The organism is Azospirillum sp. TSO22-1 (genome assembly GCF_003116015.1).
Lineage (GTDB): Bacteria > Pseudomonadota > Alphaproteobacteria > Azospirillales > Azospirillaceae > Azospirillum.
The window spans coordinates 1-25,858 of sequence record NZ_LGQZ01000014.1 but is presented as its reverse complement, the minus strand read 5'-3'; the positions used below and the strand labels follow the sequence as shown (position 1 = coordinate 25,858).

Genomic DNA, 25,858 nt, shown 5'->3' with positions numbered 1-25,858 from the left:
GGCGTTACTCCGACAGCAACTCGCGCACGGTTTGGACCAGCTTCTCCGGGCCGACCGGCTTCATCAGCAGTTGGGCGCCCGGGCGCGCGGTCAGCCCCTCCGCCTGGTCCCGCGATGCGTAGCCGGTGAGGAACAGCATGCGCAGGGCCGGATTACGCTCGTCCAGCGCGCAGGCCAGCTCAGGGCCGGTCATGTTCGGCATGGAAACGTCGGTCACCAGCAGGTCGAACAGCCCGCCGTGCTCGTCCCAGCGGGCCAGCGCCTCGACGCCGTCCGCCGCCTCGACCACCTTGCAGCCCGCCTCCTCCAGCGCGAGGCGCAGGTAGGAGCGCACCGACTCCTCGTCGTCCACCAGCAACACGGTGGCCTCCTCGCCCTCGGGCAGGCGCACCGCTTCGATGCCGGCCTCCCCGGCGGCCGGCGGTTCGGCGGCGGGCAGGTAGAACGTGAAGGTGGCGCCCTTGCCCGGCTCGGATTCCATCTCGACCACGCCGCCGGCCTGCTGCGCGGTGCCATAAACCATCCACAGGCCGAGGCCGGTGCCCTTGCCGGGCTCCTTGGTGGTGAAGAACGGCTCCCAGATGCGGTCGCGGATCGCCTCGGGCACGCCACAGCCGCTGTCGGCGACGCGGATCACCGCGTAGCGGCCGGGCCGCAGGGACTCGTGCCGCTCGAAGAAGCCTCGGTCGGGCTCGACCACGTCCAGCGTCACGTGCAGGGTGCCCCCCTTGGGCATGGCGTCGCGGGCGTTGAGGGCGAGGTTCAGGATCGCCTGGTTGAGCGTCACCGGGTTGGCGACGGCGTGCGCGTCGGGCGCCTGAATGTCCAGGTCGATGGCGATGCCGGCGCTCATCAGCGGCTTGAGGAAGACGCGCAGGTCGCGCACGAGGTCGGCCAGCGGCACCACCTCCATTTCCTCGCTCGCCTTGCGGCGGCTAAAGTCGAGCAACTGGGCGGTGAGCGCCGCGGCGCGGTCGGAGGCCTTGGCGATCTCCCGCACGCAGGTCAGCACACGCGCCTCGTCGCCCGGCGACCGCTCCGCCAGCCGGGCGAAGCCGCCGATGGCGGTCAGCATGTTGTTGAACTCGTGCGCGACGCCGCCGGCCATGCGGCCGACCGCCTCCATCTTCTGGGAGCGCTGCAGTTCCTCCTCCGCGCGGCGGCGTTCGGTGACGTCGTTCATCACCAGCAGCACGGCGGTGCCGCCCTGGTAGACCACGGGATAGGCGCCCAGTTCCAGGTGGCGGCGCTCGCCGGTCGGGCGCTGCGCCTCGCAGTCAACGCGCTGGGGCTCGCCGTCGGCGGCCATGATGAGGTGGGCCTCCAGTTCCGGCCCGTCCTGGAAGAAGCGCTTCAGCTCCGCCCCCTCCAGCCCGCCGAAGGAGGCGCAGCCGAGGACCGCTGCGGCCGAGGCGTTGGCGAAGCGGATCGCCGCGCCATCCCAGATGGCGACGCCGTAGGGCGCCAGCTCGATCAGCTGACGGTAACGGTTCTCGCTTTCCTGGAGAGCGGCGACGGTGGCCTCCAGCCGTTCGGTCTGACCGGCCAGCTCGTTCTCGCGCAGCTTCAGCTCGGTGATGTCCATCAGGATCTTCACCACGCCGCCGGCCCCGGTGGCGTGCTCGCTGATGCGGTACCAGCAGCCGTCGGACAGGCGGCGGTCGACCGGCGCGTCGTGCTGGAGGTGCCGGTTCAGGCGGTCGCGAACCCAGGCGCTGAGGTCGCCGCCGGAGTCGTAGCCGCCGCGCTCCGCCGCGACGCGCAGGATCTCCTCGAAGGTGACACCCGGCTCCAGGATGTCGGCAATGTTCGGATAGGCCTGCCGGTAGCGCTCGTTGCAGAACAGCAGCCGGCCGTCGGCGTTGAACAGCACGAAGCCTTCCGAGATGCTGTCCAGCGCGTCGTGCACCACCACCTGCATGAAGCGCGCGTCCATCAGCGCCATGGTCTCGACCGTGACGTCGAGCCCGCTGCCGCGGTAGCCGGCGAAGGCGCCGGTGTCGTCGGTCACCGGCTGGCCGCTGACGCGGAAGATGAAGACCTTGCCGGTCTCCTCGTCCTGGTGGGAGATCTCCAGGTCGCGGAACGGCCGGCCGGCCTCAATGTCGGCGCGGTACTCGGCCCAGGTATCCGCGTCCTCGCACAAGGTGGCGAGGTCGAGCAGGGACTCGCCGAGCAGGGCGCGCGGGTCGCAGCCGACGATACCGGCCAGACGCTCCGACACGTAGGTGTAGCGGTGGTCCGCCCCGCTCTCCCAGAACCAGTCGGAGGCGGCCTCGGCGAAATCGCGGAAGCGCTGCTGGCTGGCCGCCAGCTCGCGGTTGGCGTTCTCCAGCGCGCGCGCACCACGGTCGATGGCCTCGGCGGTGCGGACGGCGCGGCGCACGGCGAGGAACGCCAGCCCGGCCACCGCGATCACCACCGTGCCCAGCGCCGCCGCCACCGGCGCGAAGACCGCCCCGTCCGGCCGCCCGCCGGCCAGTGCCAGCAGCCCGCCCACCGCCGACAGGCCGAGCACGACGAGCAGCACTTCCGGCAACGCGATGCCGCGGCCGTGCGGAGGATGCGAACTGGTGGCGTCCACGGGGCGAATCCGGAGGCAGGGGGACAGGACGCCTGTGATAGGCCGGCAGCGGTTAAGATCGGGTTTCGGGCGGGCACACTTCCTTCTGGAACGAAGGATTCAGCGGTTCACCAGCACCAGGATCTTCTCCTCCAGATGCTCGGGAGAGAAGGGCTTGGCGATGTAGGCGGTGACGTCGTGCGCCAGCGCCTCCTCCACCGCGATCATGGTGGCCAGCGCGGTCACCATCAGGAACGGCATCTCCGGCCGTACGCTGCGCACCTGCTTGAGGAACTCCAGCCCGGTCACCCGCGGCATCTTCCAGTCGCAGATGACGAGGTCGTACAGCGTCTCCTGCCCGTCGAACGCCTCCAGCGCCTCGCGGCCGTCCTCGGCGAGGACGATGTCGGCGATGCCGAGGTCGCGCAGGATCATCTCGACGTAGGAGCGCGCCTGCGGCTCGTCGTCGGCCAGCAGGACGCGCAGCGTCGCCATGTCGCGCATCGGGATGCCCGCCGCCTGCAGCGTGCCGAAGAACGCGGCGAAGCGCTCGGCGCGGCGTTCGGTCTCGTCCTTGCGGCGCTGCAGGAAGGCGCGCAGGAAGGCGGTGGTGCGTACATGGAAGCCGACCAGCTCCCGCGCCGCGGCGGCGCACTTGCCCTCGGTGAAGGCGCTCTCGGCCAGCAGGGTGGCGTACTCCATCACCTCGTCCACCGTCGGACTGCGGTCCTTGGCGACGCGGACGAGGATGCGGTTGGTGCGCAGGTAGGTGGACTGGATCTCGTCCAGCATGCGCGCGTAGGTGTCCTTCAGCGCATCCGGCAGGCCGGAGCGCAGCAGGCGCGCCTGCACGTCGGACAGCGCCTTGATGCGCGCGCGCGGGGTGCGGGCGCTCTCGAACAGGCGCTGGGTGAAGTCGCGGTGGTCGAGGTGGGTGCGCAGCGCCGCCGTCACCATCGTCCGGCACAGGTCGCCGAACGCCGCGCCCTCGTAGGTCAGCAGGTCGAGAACGCGGGCGTAGTGGCTCTTGCCGCGCAGCGACATCTCCAGCCGGTCGCCGGTCAGGTTCTTCGCCGCCCGGCGGTCGAGCAGGCGCATGGTCCGCTCGCCGCCCATGATGGTGCCGCGCCCACGCAGCTTCACCGCCAGCGCCGCGGTCGCCACCAGTTCGTCCACGATGATCGAGGTGGCGCGCGGGTCGCCGCCGGTAAGCGGGCACAGCCGCTCGTCCCCCGCCAGCGCACGGTGCAGTGTGATCTCCAGCCCGCGCCGCGCCCCGCGCGCCTCGTGCGACGCGATGTAGGCGTTGAGGCGGCGGATCGCCGCCGGGGCGCGCGGGTGGGTCACCGTGTCGCCCCGCCACAGTTGCGCCAGCACCTCCAGCGAGGCGCGCAGCCCCTCCACCCAGCCGAACAGTTCACCCGCGCCGGCGTCGCTGGCCAGGATCTCGCCGACGATCTGGTCGAGCACCTCCTCGCCCAGCGGCGGCAGCGCGTCGCTGACCAGGGAGAGCAGGCGATCGAGCTTCATCTCCCAGCCGGTGCATCCGGCGAGCCAGCTTGCCACCAGCGCGTCCACCGCGTAGCGGGCGGCGAAGCCCCTGGTGGCCTGGGCGATCTTGGAGACGGCGCTGGCAAAGGTCCGCGCGTCGAAGGCCGGCGCGTCACCGCGGTGGGCGCGCTGCGCGGTAACGGCCAGCACCTCGCCCTCCAGCGCCGCCAGCTCCTCGCGCCGCTGCGCGGCGGTGCGGCGGCCGGGCAGCACCTGGGCGTGGGTCACGCGCTCCAGCACGAGGTCGTGGCGGCGCCACTCGCGGAACGCGCGCTGCGGCTCGACAGTGTGCAGCAGCTCGGTGGGGGTGATCCGCCGCGCGTCGAGGAACTCACCCAACTCCTCCGCCATCTGGAAGCGGCTGCGCGGGGCGTACAGCTCCTCCAGGGTCAGGCAGACGTTCAGCGCCGCCTCGTCGCCCTTCGGCTCGGCGCCGAGTTCAACCAGCAGCGCGTCGACGTCGTAGCTGTCGACCATATCGGGCAGCGAGGCGGGGCGTTCGAGGGGAGCCATCAGACCACCAGCGCGTGCACCTTGTCGGCCAGCTCGTCCGGATTGATCGGCTTGTGCAGGAAGACCACGCGCCGGACGTCCGCCAACAGGTCGTCGAGGTTCTCCTTCTCGGGCGGGTAGCCGGAGATCAGCACGATGGGCAGGTCCGGGTTCTCGCGGCGCAGCGCCCGCGCTGTCTCCGCCCCGCCCATGCGCGGCATCACCAGATCGGTCACCAGCAGATCGAACGCCCCGGCGTGCGCCTGGAACGCCTCCAGTGCCTCGGCGCCGTCACCGGCGCAGAAGACGCGCATGCCCATGTCCTCAAGCGTCAGACGGATGAAGTCGCGCACCTGCTCCTCGTCCTCGACCAGCAGGACGGAGGCGGCCATGGACAGGCCGTCGTCCGCCTCCCCGGCATCGAGGTCGAAAAGGTCGGCGGCGGGCGATGCGCCGCCGTGCGCCGGCAGCCACAGGGTGAAGGAGGTGCCCTGCCCCGGTTCGGACTCCACCTCCACCGCCCCGCCAGCCCGCGTCACCGTGGAGTAGACCAGCGACAGGCCGAGGCCGGTGCCCTCGCCCAGCTCCTTGGTGGTGAAGAACGGCTCGAAGATGCGGTCCTGCACCTCGGGCGCGATGCCGGTTCCGGAGTCGCGCACGGTGATGGTCACGTACAGGCCGGACCGGAGGTCGGCGTGGCGGGCCAGCACGGCGGCGCCAGCCGCCATCCGGTCCACTGTCACCGCGATGCGCCCGCCGTCCGGCATGGCGTCGCGGCCGTTGATGGCCAGGTTCACCAGCGTCTGGTGCAGCAGCGCCGGCTCGATCAGCACCACCGCGTCGGGGTCGCGCACCGTGACGTCCACGGAATAGCGCTCGCCGAGGATCGGGCGCAGGAAGCGGCGCAGGTCGTCGAGTTGGGCGGCCACGCGCACCGGCTTCGCCGCCTCCGGCCGGCCGGCGCGGCCGAAGCTGAGCAACTGGCTGGTCAGCCCGGCGGCGCGCTCGGTGGCCTTGACGATCTCGGTCAGGCACTGCGCCACGCGTGCCCGGTCGTTGGGAGCGCGCCGCGCCATATGCGCGAAACCACCGATGGCCGTCAGCATGTTGTTGAACTCATGCGCAATGCCGCCGGCGAGCTGGCCGATCGCCTGCATCTTCTGCGCCTGATGCAGCGCGCGCTCCGCCTGTTTGCGCCGGGTGACGTCGTTGAGCACCAGGAGCCACGCCGGGGCCCCGTCCACCGCGAAGGCGTGCACGCCGACCTCGACGTCGCGATGGGTGCCGTCGGGCACGGCAACATGCGCCTCCACCGGCCCTTCAGGTACCGCGTCGGCGCCCGGCGGCGGCAGGACGGCGAACAGCCGCTCACCACCGTCCAGCAGCGGCATCCCGGCCATCGTCGCCGCGTCGGCGGTGCCGAGGATGCGGGCGGCGGCGCGGTTGGCGAAGCGCACGCGCCCTCCGTCCCACACCACGATGCCGTAGGGCGCCATCTCGACCAGCCGGCGGTAACGCTCCTCGCTGTCGGCCAGGGCCTGCTCGTGCCGTTTCAGCTCGGTGATGTCAGTGAGGATCTTGACGATGCCGCCGGAGCGGGTGGCGTGCTCGGAGATCCGGTACCAGCGCCCATCGGCCAATTGGTGGTCGGACGGTGGGCCGGCGCGGGTGTGGCGCCACAGGCGCTCGGCGATCCAGCCCGAGGGGTCGGTGACGTCCCGCCCGGCGGCGCCGCGCTCGACCGCCTTGTGCAGCAGTTCGGCAAAGCGAACGCCCGGACGCAGCAGGTCGGCCAGCAGCGGGTAGGCGTCGCGGTAGCGCTCGTTGCACACCACCAACCGGCCGTGTTCGTCGAACAGCACGAAGCCTTCGCTGACGCAGCCGATGGCGTCGGCCAGCAACTCGCGCATGCGCACCGCCTCGCACGACCCCGCCGGGGGCGCCGGGCAGGAGGCCGCCTCGTCGTCGAGGCACGCCACCGCGTCGTCGTGCAGCAGCACCAGCCGGCGCGCGTTGTCGAGCAGCCGCCCGCCTTCCGCGGTCAGCCGCAACCCGGCGGTGCCGTAGAGGAACAGCGGCTTGCCGAGGCTCTCCTCCAACCGGCGCAGCCGGTCGGTCAGGGCGTCTTCGGCGAGGGAGAGGTCGGTGGCCGCCGCAGCGATGGACCCACGGTCCACCACCGCGAGGAACCCGCGCAACCAGGCGATGTCGAGGTCGGGCCGCTGCATGGCCCTATCCAACCATCGGGCCGCGCCGACCGCCAGAGGTTTATGCTGCGAAGCTTATCCGGCGCGCGCCGGGAAATGGTGGTGCCCGTGGTCGCACTGGCCGCGGGCGTGCTTGGAATCGCAGCTCTCGCCGGGGACCAGCCCGATCCAGGCGTTGAGAAGGTTCGGGTCGAAGCCGGCCTCGCGTCGGCCCTCGGCCTCCAGCAGCGGGCGACGGATCAGCGTCGCGTCGGCGATCATGGCGTCGAGCGCCGCCTCCTCGCCCAAAGCGTCGGGATCGACCGCGCCGCTCTTGACCGCCGGGGCGCGGCGGTTGAACCACTCGTCCACCGGGCGGTCGCCGAAGAACGGCCGCAGCGTCGCGCGCGTCCAGCCCTGCGCGGCCAGATCGCGCGCGTCGATCCGGTGGCCGGCCGCCACCAGCTGCTGCTTCTGCCGGACGTTCGCCGGACAGTCCGCCAACCCGTAGAAGATCACCTCGGCCATGGCTCGCACTCCGTTGGAATTGGAATCGTTCCAGGGAGCATGCCGCGACGGGATGCCGCATCGCAAGAGAAATAACCACATTTCATGAATGGCTATTTTCTGTGCAGCACGGCTTCCGCAAGGACCGCTATCGAGCGGAAGGACAGACATATCCCAACACCGTCATGCCCGGGCTTGTCCCGGGCATCCACGCACCTGGACCTTTGCAAGAGCCGTGGTCGTGGATGGCCGGGTCAAGCCCGGCCATGACGATGAAGAAAGGAATGACGTGCCGGGTTTCCGCTCTATGCAATCACTTCACCAGCGTCTGCGCCTTCTCGACGAAGGTGTCGGTGTAGGCCTTGCTGACGTCGATCGGCGCGCCGGCGACCGCCGGGTCGAAGGCCTTCAGCACCTTGTAGGCGACCTCGGCCCCCTCGCGGGTAAAGCGGCCGTCGGGCGAGTAGGTTGGCTTCGAGTGCAGGAAAGCCGACTTGTACAGGTCCTTGTTGCCGAGGAAATACTCCTCCGGCAGCACCTTCACCACGTCGTCGGCGCTCGCCTTGTCCAGCCACTTCAGCGTCCTGACGAAGACGTTGACCAGCGCCTGGGTGGTGTTCGGGTTCTGCTGGATGAAGTCCGGCTTCAGGTACAGCACCGCGGCCGGGTACTGGCCGCCGTAGACGGTCTTCGTGCCCTCCAGCGTGCGGGTGTCGGCCATGATGCTGATGTCGCCATCGTTCTCCAACTGGCTCATGACCGGGTCGAGGTTGGAGATGGCGTCGATCTCGCCGCGCTTGACCGCCGCCACCGCGCTCGGGCCGCCGCCGACGCCGATGAACGCCACATCGTTCGGCGTCAGGCCGTTCTGCGTCAGCAGGTAGTTGACCATGAAGTTGGTGGAGGAGCCCGGCGCCGTGACGCCGATCTTCTTGCCCTTCAGGTCCTTCACGTCCTTGATGGTGCCGGCCTTCTTGACCGAGGCGAGTACAATGCCGGGGAAGCGGCCAAGCTCGACCACCGCGACGATGGGCTGGTTCTTCGCCTGCATCTGGATGGTGTGGTCGAAGGCGCCGGTCACCACGTCGGCCGAACCGCCGACCAGCGCCTGCAGGCTCTTGGCGCCGCCGCCGAAGTCGCTGATCTCGACGTTCAGCCCGGCTTCCTTGAAGTAGCCGAGCCGCTCCGCCAGCGTCAGCGGCAGATAGTAGAGCAGCGGCTTGCCGCCCACCGCCAGCTTGAGGTCCTTCTTCTCGATCTGCTGGGCGCCGGCAGAGCCGGCTCCCAGGAGCAGCCCCACCGCCGCGGCGGCGATCATCGTGGCGAAACGCATTCCTGTCCCTCCCTTTCCTTGAACCTTACCCCTGCGCGCCGGTGGTGTGCGCCTCCTGCGGGCGCCAGTGCAGCAGGCGCTTCTCGATGACGGTGACGACGGCGTCGATGACGATCACGAAGATGGTCAACACCAGCATGCCGGAGAACACGCCGACCGTGTCGAACACGCCCTCCGCCTGATGGATGCGGTAGCCGAGGCCGGCGGCCGAGCCCAGGTACTCGCCCACCACCGCTCCGACCATGGCGAAACCCACCGCCGTGTGCAGCGACGAGAACACCCAGGCCAGCGCCGACGGCAGATAGACGTGGCGCAGCAGGTCGCGTGAGCTGGCGCCCAGCATGCGGGCGTTGGCGAGCACCACCGGGCTCACCTCCTTGACGCCCTGGTAGACGTTGAAGAAGACGATGAAGAACACCAGCGTGACGCCCAGCGCCACCTTCGACCAGATGCCCAGCCCCAGCCACAGCATGAAGATCGGCGCCAGCACCACGCGGGGCAGCGCATTGACCGCCTTGATGTACGGATCGAACACCGCCGACACCAGCGGCGCCCGGGCGAACCAGAAGCCGAAGACGATCCCCGCCACCGTGCCGATGGCGAAGGCCAGCAGCGTCTCCAGCAGCGTGATGTAGAGGTGGTACCAGATCACCCCGGAGGCGAAGTCCTTCCACGTCCGCTCCAGCACCGCCAGCGGCGTGCCGAAGAAGAACGGGCTCATGATGTTGGTGGCGGTCAGCACGTGCCAGAGCAGGAAGAATCCCACCAGCACGAAGGACTGCAGCAGCAGGATCACCGGGCGGCCGGGCAGGCGCTTGGGTCGGGGGGTGGCGGCCATGATGTCCCTGCCCTCACTGCAGCTTGGTCTGCGCGTAGCCCTTCAGCACCTCGTCGCGGAGCTGGGACCAGATCTCGCGGTGGAGGTCGAGGAAACGCGGGGTCATGCGGATGTCGGCCACGTCGCGCGGCCGGTCGATGTCGATGCGGTACTCGCCGATCAGGCGCGCGCCCGGCCCGGCCGACAGCACCAGCACGCGGTCGGACAGCGCGATCGCCTCCTCCAGGTCGTGGGTGATGAAGACCACCGACTTGCGGTCGGCCGACCACAGGTCGAGCAGCTCGTTCTCCATCAGCTGCCGCGTCTGCACGTCGAGCGCGGAGAACGGCTCGTCCATCAGGATGATCTTGGGATCGACGATCAGCGTCTGCGCCAGCGCCACGCGCTTGCGCATGCCGCCGGAGAGCTGGTGCGGGAAGCGCTCGCCGAAGCGGTCCAGCCCGACGCGGGCCAGCCACGGCCGCGCCCGTTCCCGCGCCTCGGCTCGCGGCACGCCGCGGAACTCCAGCCCGGCCGCCACGTTGTCGAGCGCCGACTTCCACGGCATCAGCGCGTCGGCCTGGAACATGTAGCCGGCGTGCGGATTGATGCCGTGCAGGTCCTCGCCGAACACCACGGCGCGCCCGGCGCTGGGGGCCAGCAGGCCCGCGATGACGTTGAGGATGGTGGACTTGCCGCTGCCGGTCGGCCCGACGATGGAGACGAACTCCCCGGTGCCCACCGTGAAATGCACGTCCCGGACCGCGGTGTAGACCGCGCCCTTCTCGTGCGCGGAGGCGAACGAACACGTCACGCCCTCGATCGCCAGCGCCGGATGGGGCGCGGGCGGGGCTGCTCTGGCAACGGACATCGGGCGGCGTCTCTTCCCTGTTCGGAACTCTTTTGCGGCGATGATGACCGAGCGAGGCCGGCCCCGCAAGCCCCGGCACCCCCGTACGCTTCCGCTGCAATGCGGAAATGCAGCGCTTGAAGTCAACGGCCGCTGTCGCCTAGTGTGTCAATAAGCCGTTGCGCAGCGCAAAACGCGGCGGTGAAACACCATGTCCATGGTTTCTTTATCCCATCAAAATCCTATCGTTCCGGTGGACTTCTTTAGCGCATTGTTTCGGAAAACTCTTGGTCGCCGCCACCTACCTCTTTCGGGCACGGGTCGCGTTAACCATTCCGTTAAGCTTTCCCCGCCAATGTCCGTCCGTCGCAAGGAGGACTGGATGTTGGTTCGCGCTTTCACCCGCATGATCGCCCTGACCGCGCTGCTGACCGTGTGCCTGAGCGATGCCACGATGGCCGGTTCTGGGAGCGGCTCCGACGCCGACGCCGGCGCGATCGCCCGCACCGGCGGCGCTCCTGCCCTCCCCGACGCCATCGTGATCCAGACCGTCGCCGACGGTACCGCCGTGCTGCGCATTGACGGCATCATCACCAAGGGTGTCGAACAGCGCCTGACCGACGCCGTGCAGGCCCTGCCCCGCGCGCTGCCGCTGGTGATCGAGTTGGCCAGCCCCGGCGGCTTCACCTCAGCCGGCTACCGCATGATCGACCTGATCCTCGCCGAGCGCGAGAAGGGCCGCCCCATCGCCACCCGCGTGCGCGGCGGCGAAGCGTGCGAGAGCATGTGCGTCGGCGTCTTCCTGGCCGGCTACCCGCGCTACGCCGCCCCGAACGCCGAGTTCATGGTGCACGCGCCGCGCATGGCCGAGGACGGCCGCATGACGCTGCGCACCACCACCACCATGGTCAGTCGCTTGGTGTCGCTGGGCGCCTCGCAGGGTTGGATCGAGCAGGTCCGCGCCGCCGGTGGCTTCTCCGGCACCGTGGACTACCGCGAGACGGCCGGCGCGCTGTCCGCCGCTGGCGCCAACGTGGTCACGCACCTGATCCACTGAGCCTGCGTCCAACGCGAAAGTACCGCAGCACCGCTTGCGCTTTCGCAATGACTTTGCACAGCATACAATCTATCATCGTGGCAATTCCGTAGCGTTTAAAATGCCTCGAACGGCTGCGCGCCGTTCGGGAGCGACACGCAGCAGGAGGGTGCCATGACGTGCTGGTTCAGCCGGTGTCTCGTTCTGGGTGCGATGGTTGGCGGGCTTTCCGTCGGGTCGGTGGGACAGGCGCTCGCCCAGGAGGCGGCGTCTCCGGCGCGTGAAGTGGCGCCCGAGCGGATGATGACCCTGCAGGAGCGCGCCGCCGTGCGCGAGCGGATGCGCAACGCGCAGACCCCGCAGGAGCGCGAGACCATCATGACGGAGACCATGGGCAAGATGCGCCAGCGCGCCGCCGAGAACGGCGCCGTGATGACCGAGAACGGCGGCCAGCGGATGCGCAACGGCAATGGCGAGATGGCGGCGGAAGCCGGCGCCGGGCGCTCCGAAATGGCACCGCGGACCGAGAATGGTCCGGGCAAGATAATGCGCCCGCGGCCGCCGGCTGCTCCATAACGGCCCCGCATGCGATCGGTCAAAGTGTGTGCCGGGCTTCTGGCGGTCGCTCTCGCGGCTGCCAACCCCGTCGTGGCTGCCGCGCAGGCGGTCAACGCCCAGGCGGTGCCGACCTATCGCACCATACCGCTGCTGACGGATTCCGAGGCCGCGGGCGTGGGCTGCGGCATCGGCATGGCCGTGGCGGGCGCGGCGACCGCTTACTTCATGGGCGGCGCAGCGCTGGCGGGCGGCGCGGCCGGCCGCATCCTGCCCATCCATGTGCTGGAAATCGGCGCCGCCACCGCCTTCCTCCTGTCCAGCGCCTGCTACGTCGGGCAGGTCATGACGCCGTTCGGCACGCTGATGTACAACAGCCTCACGGTCTCCGAGGAACCAGGGTCGTAGGCGTCGGCCCGGGCCGGCATCGAGCCCGAATGGAAAGGCCCGCTTCGTGGCGGGCCTTTTTCCGTCACTGCTTCGGCACGAGGGTCAGCCTCAGAATACTGACCGCCGCCACCAGGGTGCCGATCTCGGCCACGGTCGCCAGCCACTCGGGATGGAACACGATCCCCAGCGGCATGATCAGCAGGAACGCGAGACCAAGGAAGGTCAGGTACGACTCCCGGCGGCGCCCCACGGTTCCCTCGACGTTACCCTGCTCCTCCACAACCGTTGCTTGGTACACGCCGATGACTTGGTCGGTCACAATCTATCTCCATTATTTGAATATGGACTTAGCAAAATCACTCTAAGCCCATCCAAACACGGAGAAGAATCTGTAATACCTGCCATATTCTCGACGCATAGTGCTCTTGATGCTTATCAAAAACACTATGCTACATCTTTTGATTGTTTCGGCAAACCTTACACGCTTTCGGTCAGACGCCGCGCGATCTCCGGCATCATCGCCGCATCCACGTTGGCGAAGGCGAAACGCAGGTAGGCCTCCTGCCCCGGCCCGAACATCGGCCCTGGCAGGCAGAGGATGTTGTGGCGGTCGGCCATTTCCCGCGCCACCTCCGTCGCCGGCCGCCCCGGGAACGGATGGCGGACGAAGGCGAAGTAGGCGCCGATGCTGACAATCTGGTAGCCGGTGCGGCCATCCCCCATGGCCTCCTGGAAGGCGGTGATCCGCGCGGCGATGTCGGCGCGCCGCTCGGCCACCCAGCCGGACAAGTGGTCCAGCCCGTAGAGCGCCGCCTTCTGCCCGATGTGCGGTGCGCAGATGGCGAGGCAGTCCAGCACCTTCATCGCCTGCTCCAGCAACTCCGGCGCCGCGACGATCGCCCCCACCCGGTAGCCGGCGAGGCTGTACACCTTGGAGAAGCTGTAGAGGTGCACCAGCGTCTTCCCCCAGTCCGGCCGACGGAACAGGCCGTGCGGCGCGTCCTCGCGGATCGGGAAGTCGCGGTAGGTCTCGTCCAGCAGAAGATGGATTCCCCAAGCGGCGCACAGGTCGTGGAAGGCCGCGATGGTCTGGGGCGGAGCGATGGCGCCGGTCGGGTTGTTCGGCGTGATGAGGACCACGGCCTTGGTGCGCGCGTCAATCAGCCGCTCGGCGTCGGCCGGGTCGGGGACGAGACCGTTCTCCGGACGGCAGGGCAACGGCCGGACCTCGATACCCAGCATGTCCAGCGTCATCTTGTGATTGAAGTACCAGGGTGCCGGCAGGAGAACGTTGTCGCCAGGCTTGGCCAGCGTCATCACCGCGACGACGAAGGCCTGGTTGCAGCCGGCGGTGATCATCACCTCCTCCGGCCTCACCGGCCCGCCGTACAGCTGGCTCGTACGGACGGCCAGCGCCGAGAGCAGCGGCGGGATGCCGGCGATTCCCGTGTAGCGGGCGGTGTCGTAGGCGTCGACCTGCTGCGCTAGGTGCGCGCGCAGCTCTTCCGCGGGAGCGTAGCCGGGCACCGCTTGGCAGAGGTCGATCAGCGGCTTGTCGGCCGGGAACACGCGGCCTTGGACCCAGCTCCACGCCTCGGCGATGGGCGGCGCTTCGACCGCGGAAACGAACGGATTCACTTACACTCTCCCCTTCCGCGCGCCCACGGCCTCGGCCATCAGGCACAGGATCTCGAACATCATGGTGGCGCCGACCAGCGCGGTGACGCCGCTCGGGTCGAAGGGCGGTGCCACCTCGACCACGTCGCCGCCCGTCAGGTTCACCCCGCGCAAGCCGCGCAGCATCTGCTGCGCCTGGGCGGTGGTGAAGCCGCCGATCTCCGGCGTGCCGGTGCCGGGCGCGAAGGCCGGGTCCAGGCAGTCGATGTCGAACGTGAGATAGCACGGCGCCTCGCCAACCACCTTGCGGATCTCGGCGACCACGCCGGCCGTGCCCAGTTCGAACGCCTCCTCGATGAACAGGATCCGCACGCCGGCGTCACGCGCGAAGTCGAGGTCGTGCAGATCGAACATCGAGCCGCGGATGCCCACCTGGATCATCCGCTTCGGGTCGAGCAGCCCCTCCTCGATGGCGCGGCGGAAGGGCGTGCCGTGCGTCAGCTTGGTGCCGCCGAAATAGCTGTCAGTCGTGTCGGAGTGCGCGTCGAAGTGCACAAGCCCGAGCGGCGTGCCATCGAACAGGCCGCGCAGGATCGGTAGCGTCACCATGTGGTCGCCGCCGGCCGACAGCGGCAACGCACCGGCCTTGCGCACCGTGCTGTAGAAGTCCACCACCCGGTCCATGGTCTCGTCCATGTCGCAGGGGTTGACGCTGACGTCGCCGAGGTCGGCGATGCGCGCCAGTTCGTACGGGCAGACCCGCGTCTGGTGGTTGACGCGGCGCATCAGGCTGGACTGGTTGCGGATCTCGCGCGGGCCGTGCCGGGCGCCGGGGCGATTGGTGACGCCGGCGTCCCACGGCACGCCGATCAGCGCGATGTCAACCTTCGCCGGATCAGCCACGTACGGCAGGCGCATGAAGGTCGGCAGCCCGCTGAAGCGCGGGTACACCGCCACATCGAGCGGTTCGAAAAAGCCCTGTCCCTGGTCCATCCCTCGTCATCCCGTTGTCCGGTCTTACCAGCCATGGTGACCGGTTCATCGTCCCCCCGCAAGAGAGCGGCAACCAAAGCCCCACCCCGGCTGTCTTACCCGGTGACGGATCGCTGCGCGCGGAGGACGTCATGCTCTACACGGCCCTGGCCATTGACTACGACGGCACGCTGGCCGACGCGGGCTGCGTCTCCCCCGCCGCGCTCGACGCACTGAACCGGCTGAAGGGGGCGGGGTTCACGCTGGTCCTGGTCACCGGCCGCACGCTGGAGAGCCTGCGCGCTGCCTTCCCGGAGATGGCGCTGTTCGACCGCGTCGTCGCCGAGAACGGCGCGGTGGTGCACCGCCCCGACACCGGCGACAGCACCCTGCTCGGTCCCCCGCCGCCCGTCGAGGCCATCGAGGCGCTGCGCCGCAAGGGCATCCCACTGGAGGTCGGGCAGGTCATCGTCGCCAGCCGCATACCGCACGAGAAGACGATGATCGATACGTTCCGCGAACTGGCGCTCGACAACGCCGTCGAGTTCAACAAGGGCGCGGTGATGGTCCTGCCGGCCGAGCTGACCAAGGCGACGGGCCTGCAACTCGCCTTGGATGAACTGCAGCTGGAGGCGTCCAAGGTGATCGGCATCGGCGACGCGGAGAACGACCACTCGTTCCTGGCGCTGTGCGGCGCCAGCGTGGCGGTGGCCAACGCCATCTCCTCGGTACGCGAGGACGCCGACCTGGTAACACAGGGCGGTGCCGGCGACGGCGTGGTGGAACTGGCGAATTACCTGATCGCCGGCGACCTCCAGGCCCTGGCCCGGCGCCAGCGCGATCACGCGCCGCTGACCGCCTCCGGCCTGCGGCCGACGAGATCCTCGTAAACCGCCGGGTCGGTCGCCCCCTCGGTGCCGAACACCAGCACGCGGGCGTCCGGCGCCAACCCAAGCGCGGCGCGCGCCTCCGGGTCGGCGGCCGAGCACAGCAGCGCCGCCAGCCCGGCCACGCCGGACTCGCCGGCCACCAGCGGACGGTCACCGGCCGTGCCCTCGGCCAGCAGGCGCATGGTGGCGATCGCGGCGGAATCGTCGATGGTCATGAAATCGTCGGCGCCGCGCTCCAGGATCGCCCAGGCAAGCAGCGAGGGCTCGCCGCAGGCCAGCCCGGCCATCACCGTCTCCAGACTCCCCTCGGCGGCCGAGGGCCGGCCGGCGACGGCGCTGCGGTACAGGCAGTCGGCGCCGTGCGGCTCGACCGAGACGAAGCGTGGGCGCTGCCGCCCCCAGGTCTCCCACAGATGGCCGCACACCGCGGCCGGTAGCGCACCGACGCCGCCCTGCACGAAGACGTGCGTCGGTCGCTCGCTGGCGGGAAGCTGCGAGACCGCCTCCTCCACCATCACGGCGTAGCCCTGCATCACGTCGCGCGGCACGTCCATGTAGCCGGTGTAGGACGTGTCGGAGACGACAAACCACCCGTTCGCCGCCGCATCCGCCGCCGCCCGCCGCACCGCGTCGTCGTAAGTGCCGTCCACCCGCACGACACGGGCGCCGTACTCCGCGATGGCGCGCCGACGGCCTTCCGAGCATTTGGCCGGCACGTAGATGACGCAGCCGCAGCCAAACACCTGCGCGCCCCAGGCGACCGAGCGCCCATGGTTGCCATCGGTTGCGGTGGTGACGGTGAGGGTGCGGGTGATGGTGCCGTAGCGGCCGACCACGAGGTCCAGCGCCGTCACCGGCACGCCAGGCGCCCGCGCCGACACCTCGCGCGCCAGCAGGCGCAGCACCGCGTAGGCCCCGCCCAGCGCCTTGAAGCTGCCGAGCGCGAAGCGCGCGCTCTCGTCCTTGTACCAGAGCCGGTCGATCCCAGCCGCGCGGGCCAGCCCCTTCAGTGAGCGCAGCGGCGTCGGCGCGTAGCCCGGCCACGCGGATATCTCCTTGCGCGCCTCCTCGAAGGCGGCGCGGCTGAGGATGGCGCGTTCGGACGGACCATAGGCCCGGTCCTGGTCGGCCCGCGGGTTGTGAAAGACGCGGGGCGAGCAGGGCGGCAACAGGTCCGGCATCGGCGGCTCCTCCTGGACTTTGCCGCACGAAACCAGAGCCGGGACACTGCCGTCAAGCGACGCCTAGCCTGACGCGGCGGACAACTCGTCGCGGGGCACCGAAGGGGCCGGCGGCGCCGTCGCCTCGACCGCCTGGAATCGCTCCAGGATGCGGTAGGCGTGCTCCGCCCCCTTCGGCACGACCCAGGAATCGCCGGGGCGCAACTGAATCACCTGCCCCTCGATGTGCAGTTCGGCCCGGCCGCCGATGACGAAGCCGACCGTCTCGTAGTCGCGCCGCGCGGCCGGCGCCTCGCCGCCCGGCGCCACGTCCCATAGGCGCATCGCCACGTGCTTGCCGGACGCGAGGTGTTTCCGCCCCGGCGCGCCGGAGGGCGCCTGGGCGGTGTCGAGCTTTTTCGCGGTGCTCTCGGCGGTCATCGCTCCCTCCTGGCATTCCCTGCCGCCCAAACCAACACGGGAACACCCGGCAGGGTGCCACAGCGCCCCACCCGCTGACGCCAGCCGCGGATGCGCCAAGCGCGTCCCCAAAGGATTACCCCGAAACGGAAGCAGTCCGAAGGGCGGAAACGACGCTGCTCCGCCCTGTCGTTGGTAATAGCCCGTCGAGATCAAGACACAGCAATACGTTCACAGCATTGCCACCACCCAACCACCAACACTTTTCTCCCAATTAGAAATTAGAACACACAATGAGAACGCATACATAGATCTGAAACCGTAACTCCCCGATGTGAACCTGCCCATAAGATGAATAACTCTCATCTGCGCTTCATCCAGGAGTACAGAAGACTGGAACCTTCCCGTATTCGACATGTTCCGCCCCTCGGATCGCGCAGACGGTCTGCTTTGGCAAGCACGGGAGGGGGACCATGCAGTGGGACATGACGAGGGATCCAAAGGGACTCCGCCTCGCAACGGCCACTGGTCTGGCCTTGGCGCTGACGCTCCTCTCCCCCTCCGTCACCGGCCGCGGCATGCCGTTTCCCCTCTGCCCGAACGCCCCGTTCACCGACTGCGAGGAGGAGGCGCTCGTGCCCGTGCCCGAGGGGTCACTGGTGGAGGAACTCGACCAATTGGTTCGGATGGCCCTGCTGGAGACGCCCCCGCCATCGGCGTTCGAGCAGACCGGCAAGGCATCGTGGTATGGGCCGGGCTTCCACGGCCGCAAAACGGCCAGCGGCGTGCGCTTCAACCAGCACGCCCTGACGGCAGCGCACCGCACGCTGCCGCTTGGCACCGCGGTAAAGGTAACGAACCTCGACACCGGGCGGACGATCCAGGTGACGATCAACGACCGCGGCCCCTACATCGACGGCCGGATCATCGACCTGTCGCGCCGCGCCGCGGCGGAACTGGGCATGGAGGAGGCCGGCCTCGCCCCGGTGCGGATCGAGACGCTGGACGGCGAGCGGCCCGCCGAGGTCGCGATGAAGCGCGGCAAGGAGGTCGAGGTGGCGGAGCGTCCCGACGAGCGTTGACGCTCAGCGCTTCCACTCGCGGCTGGACTTGATGAAGTCGGTCAGGGTGACGCCGATCTTGTCGTCGACGATGACCACCTCGCCACGGGCGACCAGCACGCCCTCGACGTAGACGTCGGTCGGGTCCTTGAGGTGGCGGTCGAGTTCGACCACGGCGCCGCGGCCGAGCTTCAGCAGGTCGCGCACACGCAGCATGGCGGTGCCGATCACCACCTTGATCTCCACCGGCGCGTCGCCGATGGCGAAATTGCCCGCGTCTTCCCCGCCGGAGGAACCGGAGCCCAGCAGGTCGTCGATGTCCGTCATGGCTCGCCGAAGGATTTGGCCGTGTCGATCAAGGTTTAACCCTAACGGGCCACCCGGGCAACGAAAACAGGCCGGCGGCGCTGCGACAACGAAGGGGCGTCAGGCCTTGCGCCGCCGCCGGAAGAGCCCGAGATCGGACCGCCGCAGCAGCCCCAGCACCACGACGGCCACGCCGTACACCACACCCCCCAGCCCGACCAGCAGCGCCAGCCCGGCCACCCGGAGAGGCAGGTCCACCGCCCCCAGCCAGGGCGCCAGCCGCTCCTGCCCGATCCACAGCGCCAGCCCCAGCGCGGCCGTCGCCACCGCCATGCGCGGCAGCGCGCGGGCCAGCCGGGCGTCGGCGCAGAACAGGCCCCGCCGGTGCAGCAGCCACGCCAGCAGCCCGGCGTTGATCCACGCCGCCACCGACGTCGCCACGGCCAGCCCGACCTGGGCCAGCGGCCCCATCAGCACCACCTTCAGCGCGACGTTGGCCAGCATGGCCACCACCGCCACCCGGACCGGCGTCGCCGTGTCGTGCCGGGCGTAGAAGCCGGACACCAACGAGCGGATCACCACGAAGGCCGGCAGCCCCAACGCGTAGGCCTGGAGCGTCAGCGCCGACTGCACGGCGTCGGTGTGCCCGAAGCGACCGTGCTGGAACAGCACCGACAGGATCGGCAGCGCCGACACCAGGAACGCCGCCGCGCAGGGCAGCGTCAGCAGCAGCGTGAACTCCACCGCGCGGTTCTGGCTCTCGACGGCACCGGCCTCGTCGCCGGACTTGATGCGACGCGCCATCTCCGGCAGCAGCACGGTGCCGATGGCGATGCCGATGACCCCCAGCGGCAGCTGGTTCAGGCGGTCCGCGTAGTACAGATACGACACCGCGCCGGTCGGCAGCAGCGATGCGATCAGCGTGTCGACGAACAGGTTGATCTGGGTGAGCCCGGATCCCAGCGCCGCCGGCCCGAGCACCGTCAGGAACCGCTTCACCCCCGCCGTCAAACGCGGCCAAACGAGGCGCAACACCATGCCCGCCTTGCGCGCGTCCCACACGAGGTAGAGGTACTGCGCCAGCCCGGCGACGAAGACGCCGATGGACAGCGCGTGGCCGACGGTGGGCATGAAGGGGGCCGCGGCGACCATGGCGACGATCAGGCAGACATTCAGCAGGATCGGCGCCGCCGCCGCCGCCGCGAAGCGCCCGACGCTGTTCAGCACGCCGGCCAGCAGCGATTCCAGCGACATGAACAGCAGGTACGGAAAGGTGATGCGGGTGAACAGCACCGCGAGGTCGAACTTCTCCGGCTCATCGGCGAAGCCCGGCGCGAACACCAGCATGAACTGCGGCATGACGACGATCAGCGCGATGCTCAGCACGCCCAGCACGAGCAGCAGGACCGCCTGCACCTCCTCGGCGAAGCGCTTCGCCCCCTCCCTGCCGTCCTGCACCAGCGCGGCCGAGAACAGCGGCACGAACGCCGCGCTGAACGCGCCCTCTGCGAACAGGGCACGGAAGTGGTTGGGCAGCCGCAGCGCCACGAAGAAGGCGTCGGCCACCGGCCCGGCGCCCAGCAGGGCGGCGGTGAGGATGTCACGCAGGAAGCCCAGCACGCGGCTGACCAGCGTCAGCCCGCCGACGGAGAGGATGTTGCGAAGCACGCGGAAAAAACCCCAAGGACTGTGCCGGCATGCGCCCGGCGCGGCGCATCCTACCGATTCCGGCTGTTTCGTCATCAACGAAGCGCGTTTAGGATCGCGCGTCTCGACAAAACGATGGACCGACCATGCCGCAGGGCCTTCCGCTCTCCTACCTCGAAGCCGGCGAGACCGTCGGCGGCACGCCGCTTCTGGTGCTGCACGGGCTGTTCGGCTCGGCGCGCAACTGGCAGACGCTGGCCAAGCGCTTCGGCGAGCGTCGGCACGTCTACGCGCTCGATCTGCGCAACCACGGCGGCGCGCCGTGGGCGCCGACCATGAGCTATCCTGAGATGGCGGAGGACGTGCTGCGCTTCCTCGACGACCGCGGCTACGCGCGCGCCGCGGTGGTCGGGCACTCCATGGGCGGCAAGACGGCGATGACGCTCGCGCTCCGCCACCCGGACCGGGTGGAGCGGCTGGTGGTCGCCGACATCGCGCCGGTGCGCTACACCCACACGCACGCCCCCTTCATCGCCGCCATGAAGCGCGCCGACCTGGAGGGCCGCACCCGCCGGTCCGAAGTGGACTCGCAGCTGGTCGACGCGGTGCCGGAGGCGCCGCTGCGTTCCTTCCTGCTGCAGAACCTCGTGCTGGAGAACGGCGCGTTCCGCTGGCGCATCAACCTGGACGCGGCCGGCGCGGAGATGGACTCGCTGATCGGCTTCCCGGACCTCGGCGACGCCCGCTACGAGGGGCCGACGCTGTTCATCGGCGGCAGCCGGTCCGACTACATCACGCCGGAGTACGAGCCGGAGATCCGCCGCCACTTCCCGAACGCCCGCATCGCGATGATTCCCGGCGGCCACTGGATCCACGCCGAACGGCCTGAGGAGTTCGCGGAGTTGGTCGAAGGCTTCATCTGACCGCAGAACGCAAACGGGGGCCTCTCGGCCCCCGTGCTCATCCGAAAACCGGATCGGTCGCTCAGAGCGCGCCCTGCTTGGCACCCTTGCCGCCGACGCCCGGCGTCTGGCGGAAGGCGTCCACGATGTACGGGGCGAGCGCCTGGCGCATGTTGCGCAGCCACTCGTGGATGATGATCAGCGAGCGCGACGCCACCGGCGGCGTCATGCCCAGCTTCACCAGGTCCTCGCGGGTCATCTGCGCCACCTGATCCAGGCGGTGGCCGGTCAGGCGGGCCCAGGCCGGCGCGGTGCACGGCGCCATGGAGATGACCTGGACGCCCTCGCGCTCCACCATCTCGGCCTTGCGGCGGGCGTAGTTGCTGTCCTCGAGCTGGCTGAACGGACCCGACGTGCCGTTCTCGACCAGCACGCGCCTGGCCTTGGGCGCGATGGTGGCGATGCGCTCCAGCGTCGCCATGCCGGTGGACAGCGAGGCGAGGTCCACGGTGACCGGCACCATGAAGGTCAGCCGTTCGCCGTCGCCGACGTAGTAGTCGAAGCCCGACACCTCGGCCCAGTTGAAGAACCACTGGCTGATGTTGCCGCCGAAGTCATAGAGGCGGCCGCCGCGCTGCAGCTCGGGACCGATCTGGTCCCAGAACTCGTAGAATCCGTCACCCGAACCCATCATGTTCATGAAGTCCTGGGTGATGCGGCGGTGCTCGACCACCTCCGGCCCGAACAGGCGGGCGAGGCGCTCGTTGACCTCGTACTCCACGACCTTGAGCTGAAGGCCTTCCAGCATGGCCGTCGCCATCAGGTGATGGGACAGCAGCGTCTTGCCGACGCCGCCGCGGTCGTTGAGGACGAAGATCGTACCCAGCATGGGATCGCCTTTCGAATGTCTGGTCGTCGTATCGATGAAGCCCGGCTGTTCCAGCGGGCGGACGGGAGGAAGCGGGCGCGCGGGCGGAGGAAGCGGTGGCGGCGCCAGGACCGCGTCCTCGGTGCGCGGCTCCTCCGGCTGGAGGAGCGGTTCGGGGGACGGTTCGTCAGCCGGAGCGGCGAGGACCGGTTCCAGGTCGGATTCCGGCCCGGACTCGGCGACATCGGCGACCGCCAGGGAGATGTCCGGCACCGGGGCGCCGGGGCGGCCGGAGGCCATGGCGGCACGATGGATGGCTTCCAGGGTTTCCGGCGAGGCTGGCTCACCCTCTTCGGCCGGGGCGTCGCCGTTGCGCATCTCGACGCCGACCAGGAAGAAGGCGGAGCGCAGGGTGACGGGGGAAATCGGCTGATCGCCGCGGGCGCTGATGCCGAGCTTGGCCAGCACGTCGGAGATCTGCGCCCACGACAGCCCGCGTTCGCGCATCAGGCTGATGTCGCCGTAGCTGTCGCGCACCGCCTGCATGGCGCTGCGGTTGCCCTGCGGGCGATCGGCAAGGAGCCGCTCGAGTTCCGTGCGATCGATCGACACCGTGGCTATCCGGACCTGACGAGGTTTGGGGGAGGCAAATCGGGGGCGGGACCGCGACCGAAGGAACCCTTCCCTTCGGCCGGCGAAAAATAGTACAAGCAACCGCAGGGCGCAAACGGTTTCCAGCACTCCGCAACGGGGTTAAACGTGTGACACGGTGCGCCCGGGGCTGAAGAACGTCGGGCATTTGGGCTTCGAGGATTGATCGGGGATGGCCCAGGAATTCCGGTCGCTGCGCGCCACGGCGCAATCCATCGGCTTCCACGAACTGCGGCAGGCGCTCGAGATCTCGTCGCTCAAGCAGGACCTTGAGCGCGTCGCGCGCGACACCGACGATCTGCGCGCCCACATCGAGGACGCGGTGGAGCAGGTGCGCGCCCAGTTCGCCGCGCTGTCGCCGACCGAACTGGCCGACGCCGCCCGCATGGCGCCGCTGCTGCAATCCGCCGTCAAGACGTTGCTGAGCATCCGCGACGCCGCCCGCCGCATCGAAGTGAACGCCGGCCCGGTCGCCGATGCCGACCGCCCCGACCCGCCGCCACCCTCCCTGCTGCACGCCGCCCCGGCCCCGCTACCCGAGCCACCACCCGCTGCGAACGTGGCGCCCGCGCCCTCGCCGCCGCCCTCGCCGCCACCGATGCAGGCGGTCGCCCCGCCCCCGCCTCCGCCGCTCGCTCCGGTCGTCGCCAGCATCGGCCCGATGTCGTGGATGACATCGGCCGGCGCCCCGCCACCGCGGTCCGCCGCGCCGCGGCCAACCCGTGCAGCCTCCTCGGGCAGTTCCGTGGACTGGCTTGGGCCGCCGCGGCGCTGACCCCCTCCGTCTACCCCTTTCGATCAACGCGCCTTGCCCATACGCGCCGGTGCAACGGGCTATGCCGCGCAGTTATCGCTTGATCTTCCCGAGTTGCCCGTATACCACTTTATATTGGTAAAGAAAATTTAACCTTGCCCCGAAAGAAAGGGGGAGGCGCATCGTGCGAGTGGACGATCCCGACACGGTTCTCGTTCCTGCCCCGCCGCGCTGCGGGCCCGATGCCGCACCCGTCACCGCCCCAGCCGCGTCCCCGCCGGTCGCCGCCGCCCGGACCTTGCGTCTGATCGTCGTCGAGGACGAGCCGGCCATCGCGCAGATCATCAAGGACGCGGTGGAGGACCTCGGCCACACCGTCTGCGGCATAGCCCGCACCGAGCAGGAGGCGGTGGACCTCGCCGACCGCGAACGGCCGGAACTGGCGCTGATGGACGTGCGCCTCGCCGGTGGCGGCGACGGCATCGTCGCAGCGCGCCGGCTGGCGGCGGGTTTCGGCATCCGGTCGGTCTTTTTGTCCGGCTACGCCGACCATGCCACCATGCGCCGCCTCACCGAAACCTACCCGCTGGGCGTGGTGCACAAGCCGTTCTCGCTGGCCCAGCTGAAGACCGCCCTCGACCTCGCCGGCCGCCGCTTGCGGGCGCGCGGCTGACAAGAACGCCGATCAACCGCTGGCCGGTTCGATGATCTCCGCCTGCGGCCACCGCTCGCGCCAGCGCTTTTCAATGATGCGCGCGCGATAAACCGCGACCTTATGTTGGAACGCGGGCGTCGGCCTGATCCTCAACGCCAAAAGATCCTCCAGGCCGAATGGCGCCAAGAGCTCCACTCGACCGCCACTCCAGCGCACAGCGACGGCCGTTGCCGTTTCCGGCCAGTGGCGAAGAGCATCCGCCGTGTCACGGTAGGGAGCATCGCCGTTGCGGCCGTGCATGCGGGCTTGATTGCATACCGACCAGTTCATGGGGAGAGCGCGGCCGAGCACCATTTCTAACCCGAGGTCCCGCTCCACACGGGCGTCCGCAGGATCGAAGTAGACCACGTCGACATCCTCGGAACCGGGCTCCACAACCTGCCCGTGGAGATATCGCCAAATGGCGTTGCGCATGAAGCCGGCGCCGATCCAAGCGTCCGGCAGGCCAAGAGACTCGACAGCGCGCAACGCCTCCATCATGAATGGGCGGCCTTCGATAAAGGCGACGATATCCGCGTTGCTCCGCATCGCTCATAGCTAGCGCGTTCGCCCCCATCCGCCCAGCACCCGTTTCCGGAGTCCGTTCCATGACCACGCCGCGCACCGTCCAGATCGGCCCCCTTTCGATCGCCAATGACCGGCCCTTCGTGCTGATCGCCGGCCCCTGCCAGATGGAAAGCCGCGACCACGCGCTGGAAACCGCGGCGGCGCTGGCCGAGATGTGCGGCACCCTCGGCCTCGGGCTGATCTACAAGTCGTCCTTCGACAAGGCCAACCGCACCTCGATCAAGACCGCCCGCGGTCTCGGCATGGACAAGGCGCTGCCGATCTTCGCCGAGGTGCGCGAACGCTTCGGCTGCCCGGTCATCACCGACGTGCACGAAGCGAACCAGTGCGCCCCGGTGGCCGAGGCGGTGGACGTCCTCCAGATCCCCGCCTTCCTGTGCCGGCAGACCGATCTGCTGATCGCCGCGGCGCAGACCGGCCGTGCGGTGAACGTCAAGAAGGGCCAGTTCCTTGCCCCATGGGACATGAAGAACGTCGCCGCCAAGCTGATCGAGTCCGGTAATGACCGCGTCCTGCTGTGCGAGCGTGGCGCCAGCTTCGGCTACAACACGCTGGTCAGCGATATGCGCTCCCTGCCGATCATGGCGGAGACCGGCTTCCCGGTGGTGTTCGACGCCACCCACTCGGTCCAGCAGCCCGGCGGTCAGGGCACCACGTCCGGCGGCCAGCGCGAGTTCGTACCGGTGCTGGCACGCGCCGCCATCGCCGTGGGCGTCGCCGCGGTGTTCATGGAGACACACGAGACCCCCGACTGCGCCCCCTCCGACGGCCCGAACATGGTTCCGCTGAAGGATATGCCGGCCCTGCTGGCGCGCCTCCAAGCCTTCGACCGGCTGGCGAAGCAGGACTGACCCATCCGGAAAACCCAGCACCTCGGCCTTGCCAGCCCCGGTTCCAGGAGCTATCAAGCCCGCGCGCCTGTACGACGCCCCGAACGACGCGACGAAGAAGCGGAGGACCAGCCAACATGAGCGCCATCACCGACATCACCGCCCGCGAGATCCTGGACAGCCGCGGCAACCCGACCGTCGAGGTCGACGTGACGCTG

The 25,858-nt window shown here is 69.4% G+C and carries 25 protein-coding genes; 9 read left to right on the top strand and 16 right to left on the bottom strand.

The genetic code is table 11. The features are described from left to right. Positions 1-4 precede the first annotated feature (4 nt). The 7 genes from TSO221_RS04385 to TSO221_RS04355 form a co-directional block, all read right to left on the bottom strand. Positions 5-2,584 (bottom strand): response regulator, encoded by a 2,580-nt coding sequence (locus TSO221_RS04385; RefSeq protein WP_247877907.1) that lies wholly within the window; start codon positions 2,582-2,584, stop codon positions 5-7. Between the two features lie 99 nt (positions 2,585-2,683). Continuing rightward, positions 2,684-4,627, bottom strand: a complete 1,944-nt coding sequence (locus TSO221_RS04380) for a response regulator (protein WP_146208706.1) — start codon at positions 4,625-4,627, stop codon at positions 2,684-2,686. Further along, on the bottom strand, positions 4,627-6,834 hold the full coding sequence (locus tag TSO221_RS04375) for an ATP-binding protein (protein WP_109117260.1): 2,208 nt from the start codon (positions 6,832-6,834) through the stop codon (positions 4,627-4,629). The genes TSO221_RS04380 and TSO221_RS04375 overlap by 1 nt, the downstream gene beginning before the upstream one ends. A gap of 54 nt (positions 6,835-6,888) precedes the next feature. Further along, the gene (locus tag TSO221_RS04370) at positions 6,889-7,320 is read right to left on the bottom strand and encodes an ArsC/Spx/MgsR family protein (RefSeq protein ID WP_109117259.1); all 432 of its coding nucleotides are present in this window, start codon (positions 7,318-7,320) and stop codon (positions 6,889-6,891) included. Between the two features lie 292 nt (positions 7,321-7,612). Continuing rightward, positions 7,613-8,632, bottom strand: coding sequence for an ABC transporter substrate-binding protein (locus TSO221_RS04365; protein WP_109117258.1), 1,020 nt, complete (start codon positions 8,630-8,632; stop codon positions 7,613-7,615). A 25-nt stretch (positions 8,633-8,657) separates the two neighbouring features. After that, positions 8,658-9,470 carry an ABC transporter permease gene (locus tag TSO221_RS04360; protein WP_109117257.1) on the bottom strand — a complete coding sequence of 271 codons (813 nt, stop codon included), beginning with the start codon at positions 9,468-9,470 and terminating at the stop codon, positions 8,658-8,660. 13 nt (positions 9,471-9,483) lie between these two features. After that, positions 9,484-10,320: an ABC transporter ATP-binding protein gene (locus tag TSO221_RS04355; protein ID WP_109117256.1), complete on the bottom strand. Its 837-nt coding sequence runs from the start codon at positions 10,318-10,320 to the stop codon at positions 9,484-9,486. A 361-nt stretch (positions 10,321-10,681) separates the two neighbouring features. Between TSO221_RS04355 and TSO221_RS04350 the strand changes: the two genes are divergently transcribed. The 3 genes from TSO221_RS04350 (at position 10,682) to TSO221_RS04340 (ending at position 12,298) form a co-directional block, all read left to right on the top strand. Next, positions 10,682-11,356, top strand: coding sequence for an ATP-dependent Clp protease proteolytic subunit (locus tag TSO221_RS04350; RefSeq protein WP_109117255.1), 675 nt, complete (start codon positions 10,682-10,684; stop codon positions 11,354-11,356). A 153-nt stretch (positions 11,357-11,509) separates the two neighbouring features. Then, a complete protein-coding gene (locus TSO221_RS04345) occupies positions 11,510-11,911 on the top strand; it encodes a hypothetical protein (protein WP_146208705.1) in 402 nt (133 codons plus the stop codon). Between the two features lie 9 nt (positions 11,912-11,920). Continuing rightward, a complete protein-coding gene (locus TSO221_RS04340) occupies positions 11,921-12,298 on the top strand; it encodes a hypothetical protein (RefSeq protein WP_146208704.1) in 378 nt (125 codons plus the stop codon). 64 nt (positions 12,299-12,362) lie between these two features. Here the strand turns inward: TSO221_RS04340 and TSO221_RS04335 are convergent, their stop codons facing one another. The 3 genes from TSO221_RS04335 to speB all read right to left on the bottom strand — a co-directional run bounded on the left by TSO221_RS04335 (position 12,363) and on the right by speB (position 14,890). Next, positions 12,363-12,599 (bottom strand): hypothetical protein, encoded by a 237-nt coding sequence (locus TSO221_RS04335; protein ID WP_109117252.1) that lies wholly within the window; start codon positions 12,597-12,599, stop codon positions 12,363-12,365. A 158-nt stretch (positions 12,600-12,757) separates the two neighbouring features. Then, positions 12,758-13,918 (bottom strand): aminotransferase, encoded by a 1,161-nt coding sequence (locus tag TSO221_RS04330; protein WP_109117251.1) that lies wholly within the window; start codon positions 13,916-13,918, stop codon positions 12,758-12,760. Continuing rightward, the gene (gene speB / locus TSO221_RS04325; RefSeq protein ID WP_109117250.1) at positions 13,919-14,890 is read right to left on the bottom strand and encodes an agmatinase; all 972 of its coding nucleotides are present in this window, start codon (positions 14,888-14,890) and stop codon (positions 13,919-13,921) included. Positions 14,891-15,021: 131 nt separating this feature from the next. On the opposite strand from speB, the gene TSO221_RS04320 reads away from it, so the two are divergent. Next, complete coding sequence (locus TSO221_RS04320; protein WP_109117249.1) at positions 15,022-15,759, top strand: HAD family hydrolase; 738 nt, start codon at positions 15,022-15,024, stop codon at positions 15,757-15,759. Here TSO221_RS04320 and TSO221_RS04315 read toward each other — a convergent pair. Continuing rightward, a complete protein-coding gene (locus TSO221_RS04315; protein WP_109117248.1) occupies positions 15,711-16,940 on the bottom strand; it encodes a diaminopropionate ammonia-lyase in 1,230 nt (409 codons plus the stop codon). The genes TSO221_RS04320 and TSO221_RS04315 overlap by 49 nt on opposite strands. A 63-nt stretch (positions 16,941-17,003) precedes the next feature. Next, complete coding sequence (locus TSO221_RS04310; RefSeq protein ID WP_109117247.1) at positions 17,004-17,360, bottom strand: cupin domain-containing protein; 357 nt, start codon at positions 17,358-17,360, stop codon at positions 17,004-17,006. Between the two features lie 515 nt (positions 17,361-17,875). Between TSO221_RS04310 and TSO221_RS04305 the strand changes: the two genes are divergently transcribed. Next, positions 17,876-18,421, top strand: coding sequence for a septal ring lytic transglycosylase RlpA family protein (locus TSO221_RS04305; RefSeq protein WP_247877906.1), 546 nt, complete (start codon positions 17,876-17,878; stop codon positions 18,419-18,421). A 3-nt stretch (positions 18,422-18,424) separates the two neighbouring features. Here TSO221_RS04305 and fliN read toward each other — a convergent pair whose 3' ends face one another. Further along, on the bottom strand, positions 18,425-18,727 hold the full coding sequence (fliN, locus tag TSO221_RS04300; RefSeq protein WP_109117245.1) for a flagellar motor switch protein FliN: 303 nt from the start codon (positions 18,725-18,727) through the stop codon (positions 18,425-18,427). Positions 18,728-18,826: 99 nt separating this feature from the next. Next, entirely contained in the window at positions 18,827-20,374 is a 1,548-nt protein-coding gene (gene murJ, locus TSO221_RS04295; RefSeq protein ID WP_109117244.1) for a murein biosynthesis integral membrane protein MurJ, read from the bottom strand. A gap of 125 nt (positions 20,375-20,499) precedes the next feature. Here murJ and TSO221_RS04290 point away from each other — a divergent pair, with 125 nt between their 5' ends. Next, complete coding sequence (locus tag TSO221_RS04290) at positions 20,500-21,276, top strand: alpha/beta fold hydrolase (RefSeq protein WP_109117243.1); 777 nt, start codon at positions 20,500-20,502, stop codon at positions 21,274-21,276. Between the two features lie 61 nt (positions 21,277-21,337). Here the strand turns inward: TSO221_RS04290 and TSO221_RS04285 are convergent, their stop codons facing one another. Next, positions 21,338-22,735, bottom strand: a complete 1,398-nt coding sequence (locus tag TSO221_RS04285; RefSeq protein ID WP_109117242.1) for a hypothetical protein — start codon at positions 22,733-22,735, stop codon at positions 21,338-21,340. Between the two features lie 211 nt (positions 22,736-22,946). On the opposite strand from TSO221_RS04285, the gene TSO221_RS35275 reads away from it, so the two are divergent. Beyond that, on the top strand, positions 22,947-23,549 hold the full coding sequence (locus TSO221_RS35275) for a hypothetical protein (RefSeq protein WP_158283987.1): 603 nt from the start codon (positions 22,947-22,949) through the stop codon (positions 23,547-23,549). Between the two features lie 163 nt (positions 23,550-23,712). Beyond that, a complete protein-coding gene (locus TSO221_RS04275) occupies positions 23,713-24,201 on the top strand; it encodes a response regulator (protein WP_247877905.1) in 489 nt (162 codons plus the stop codon). Between the two features lie 12 nt (positions 24,202-24,213). On the opposite strand, the gene TSO221_RS04270 is transcribed toward TSO221_RS04275, so the two are convergent. Further along, positions 24,214-24,771, bottom strand: a complete 558-nt coding sequence (locus TSO221_RS04270) for a nucleotidyltransferase family protein (protein WP_109117239.1) — start codon at positions 24,769-24,771, stop codon at positions 24,214-24,216. Positions 24,772-24,830: 59 nt separating this feature from the next. Between TSO221_RS04270 and kdsA the strand changes: the two genes are divergently transcribed. Then, positions 24,831-25,661, top strand: a complete 831-nt coding sequence (gene kdsA, locus TSO221_RS04265; RefSeq protein WP_109117238.1) for a 3-deoxy-8-phosphooctulonate synthase — start codon at positions 24,831-24,833, stop codon at positions 25,659-25,661. Positions 25,662-25,858 lie beyond the last annotated feature (197 nt).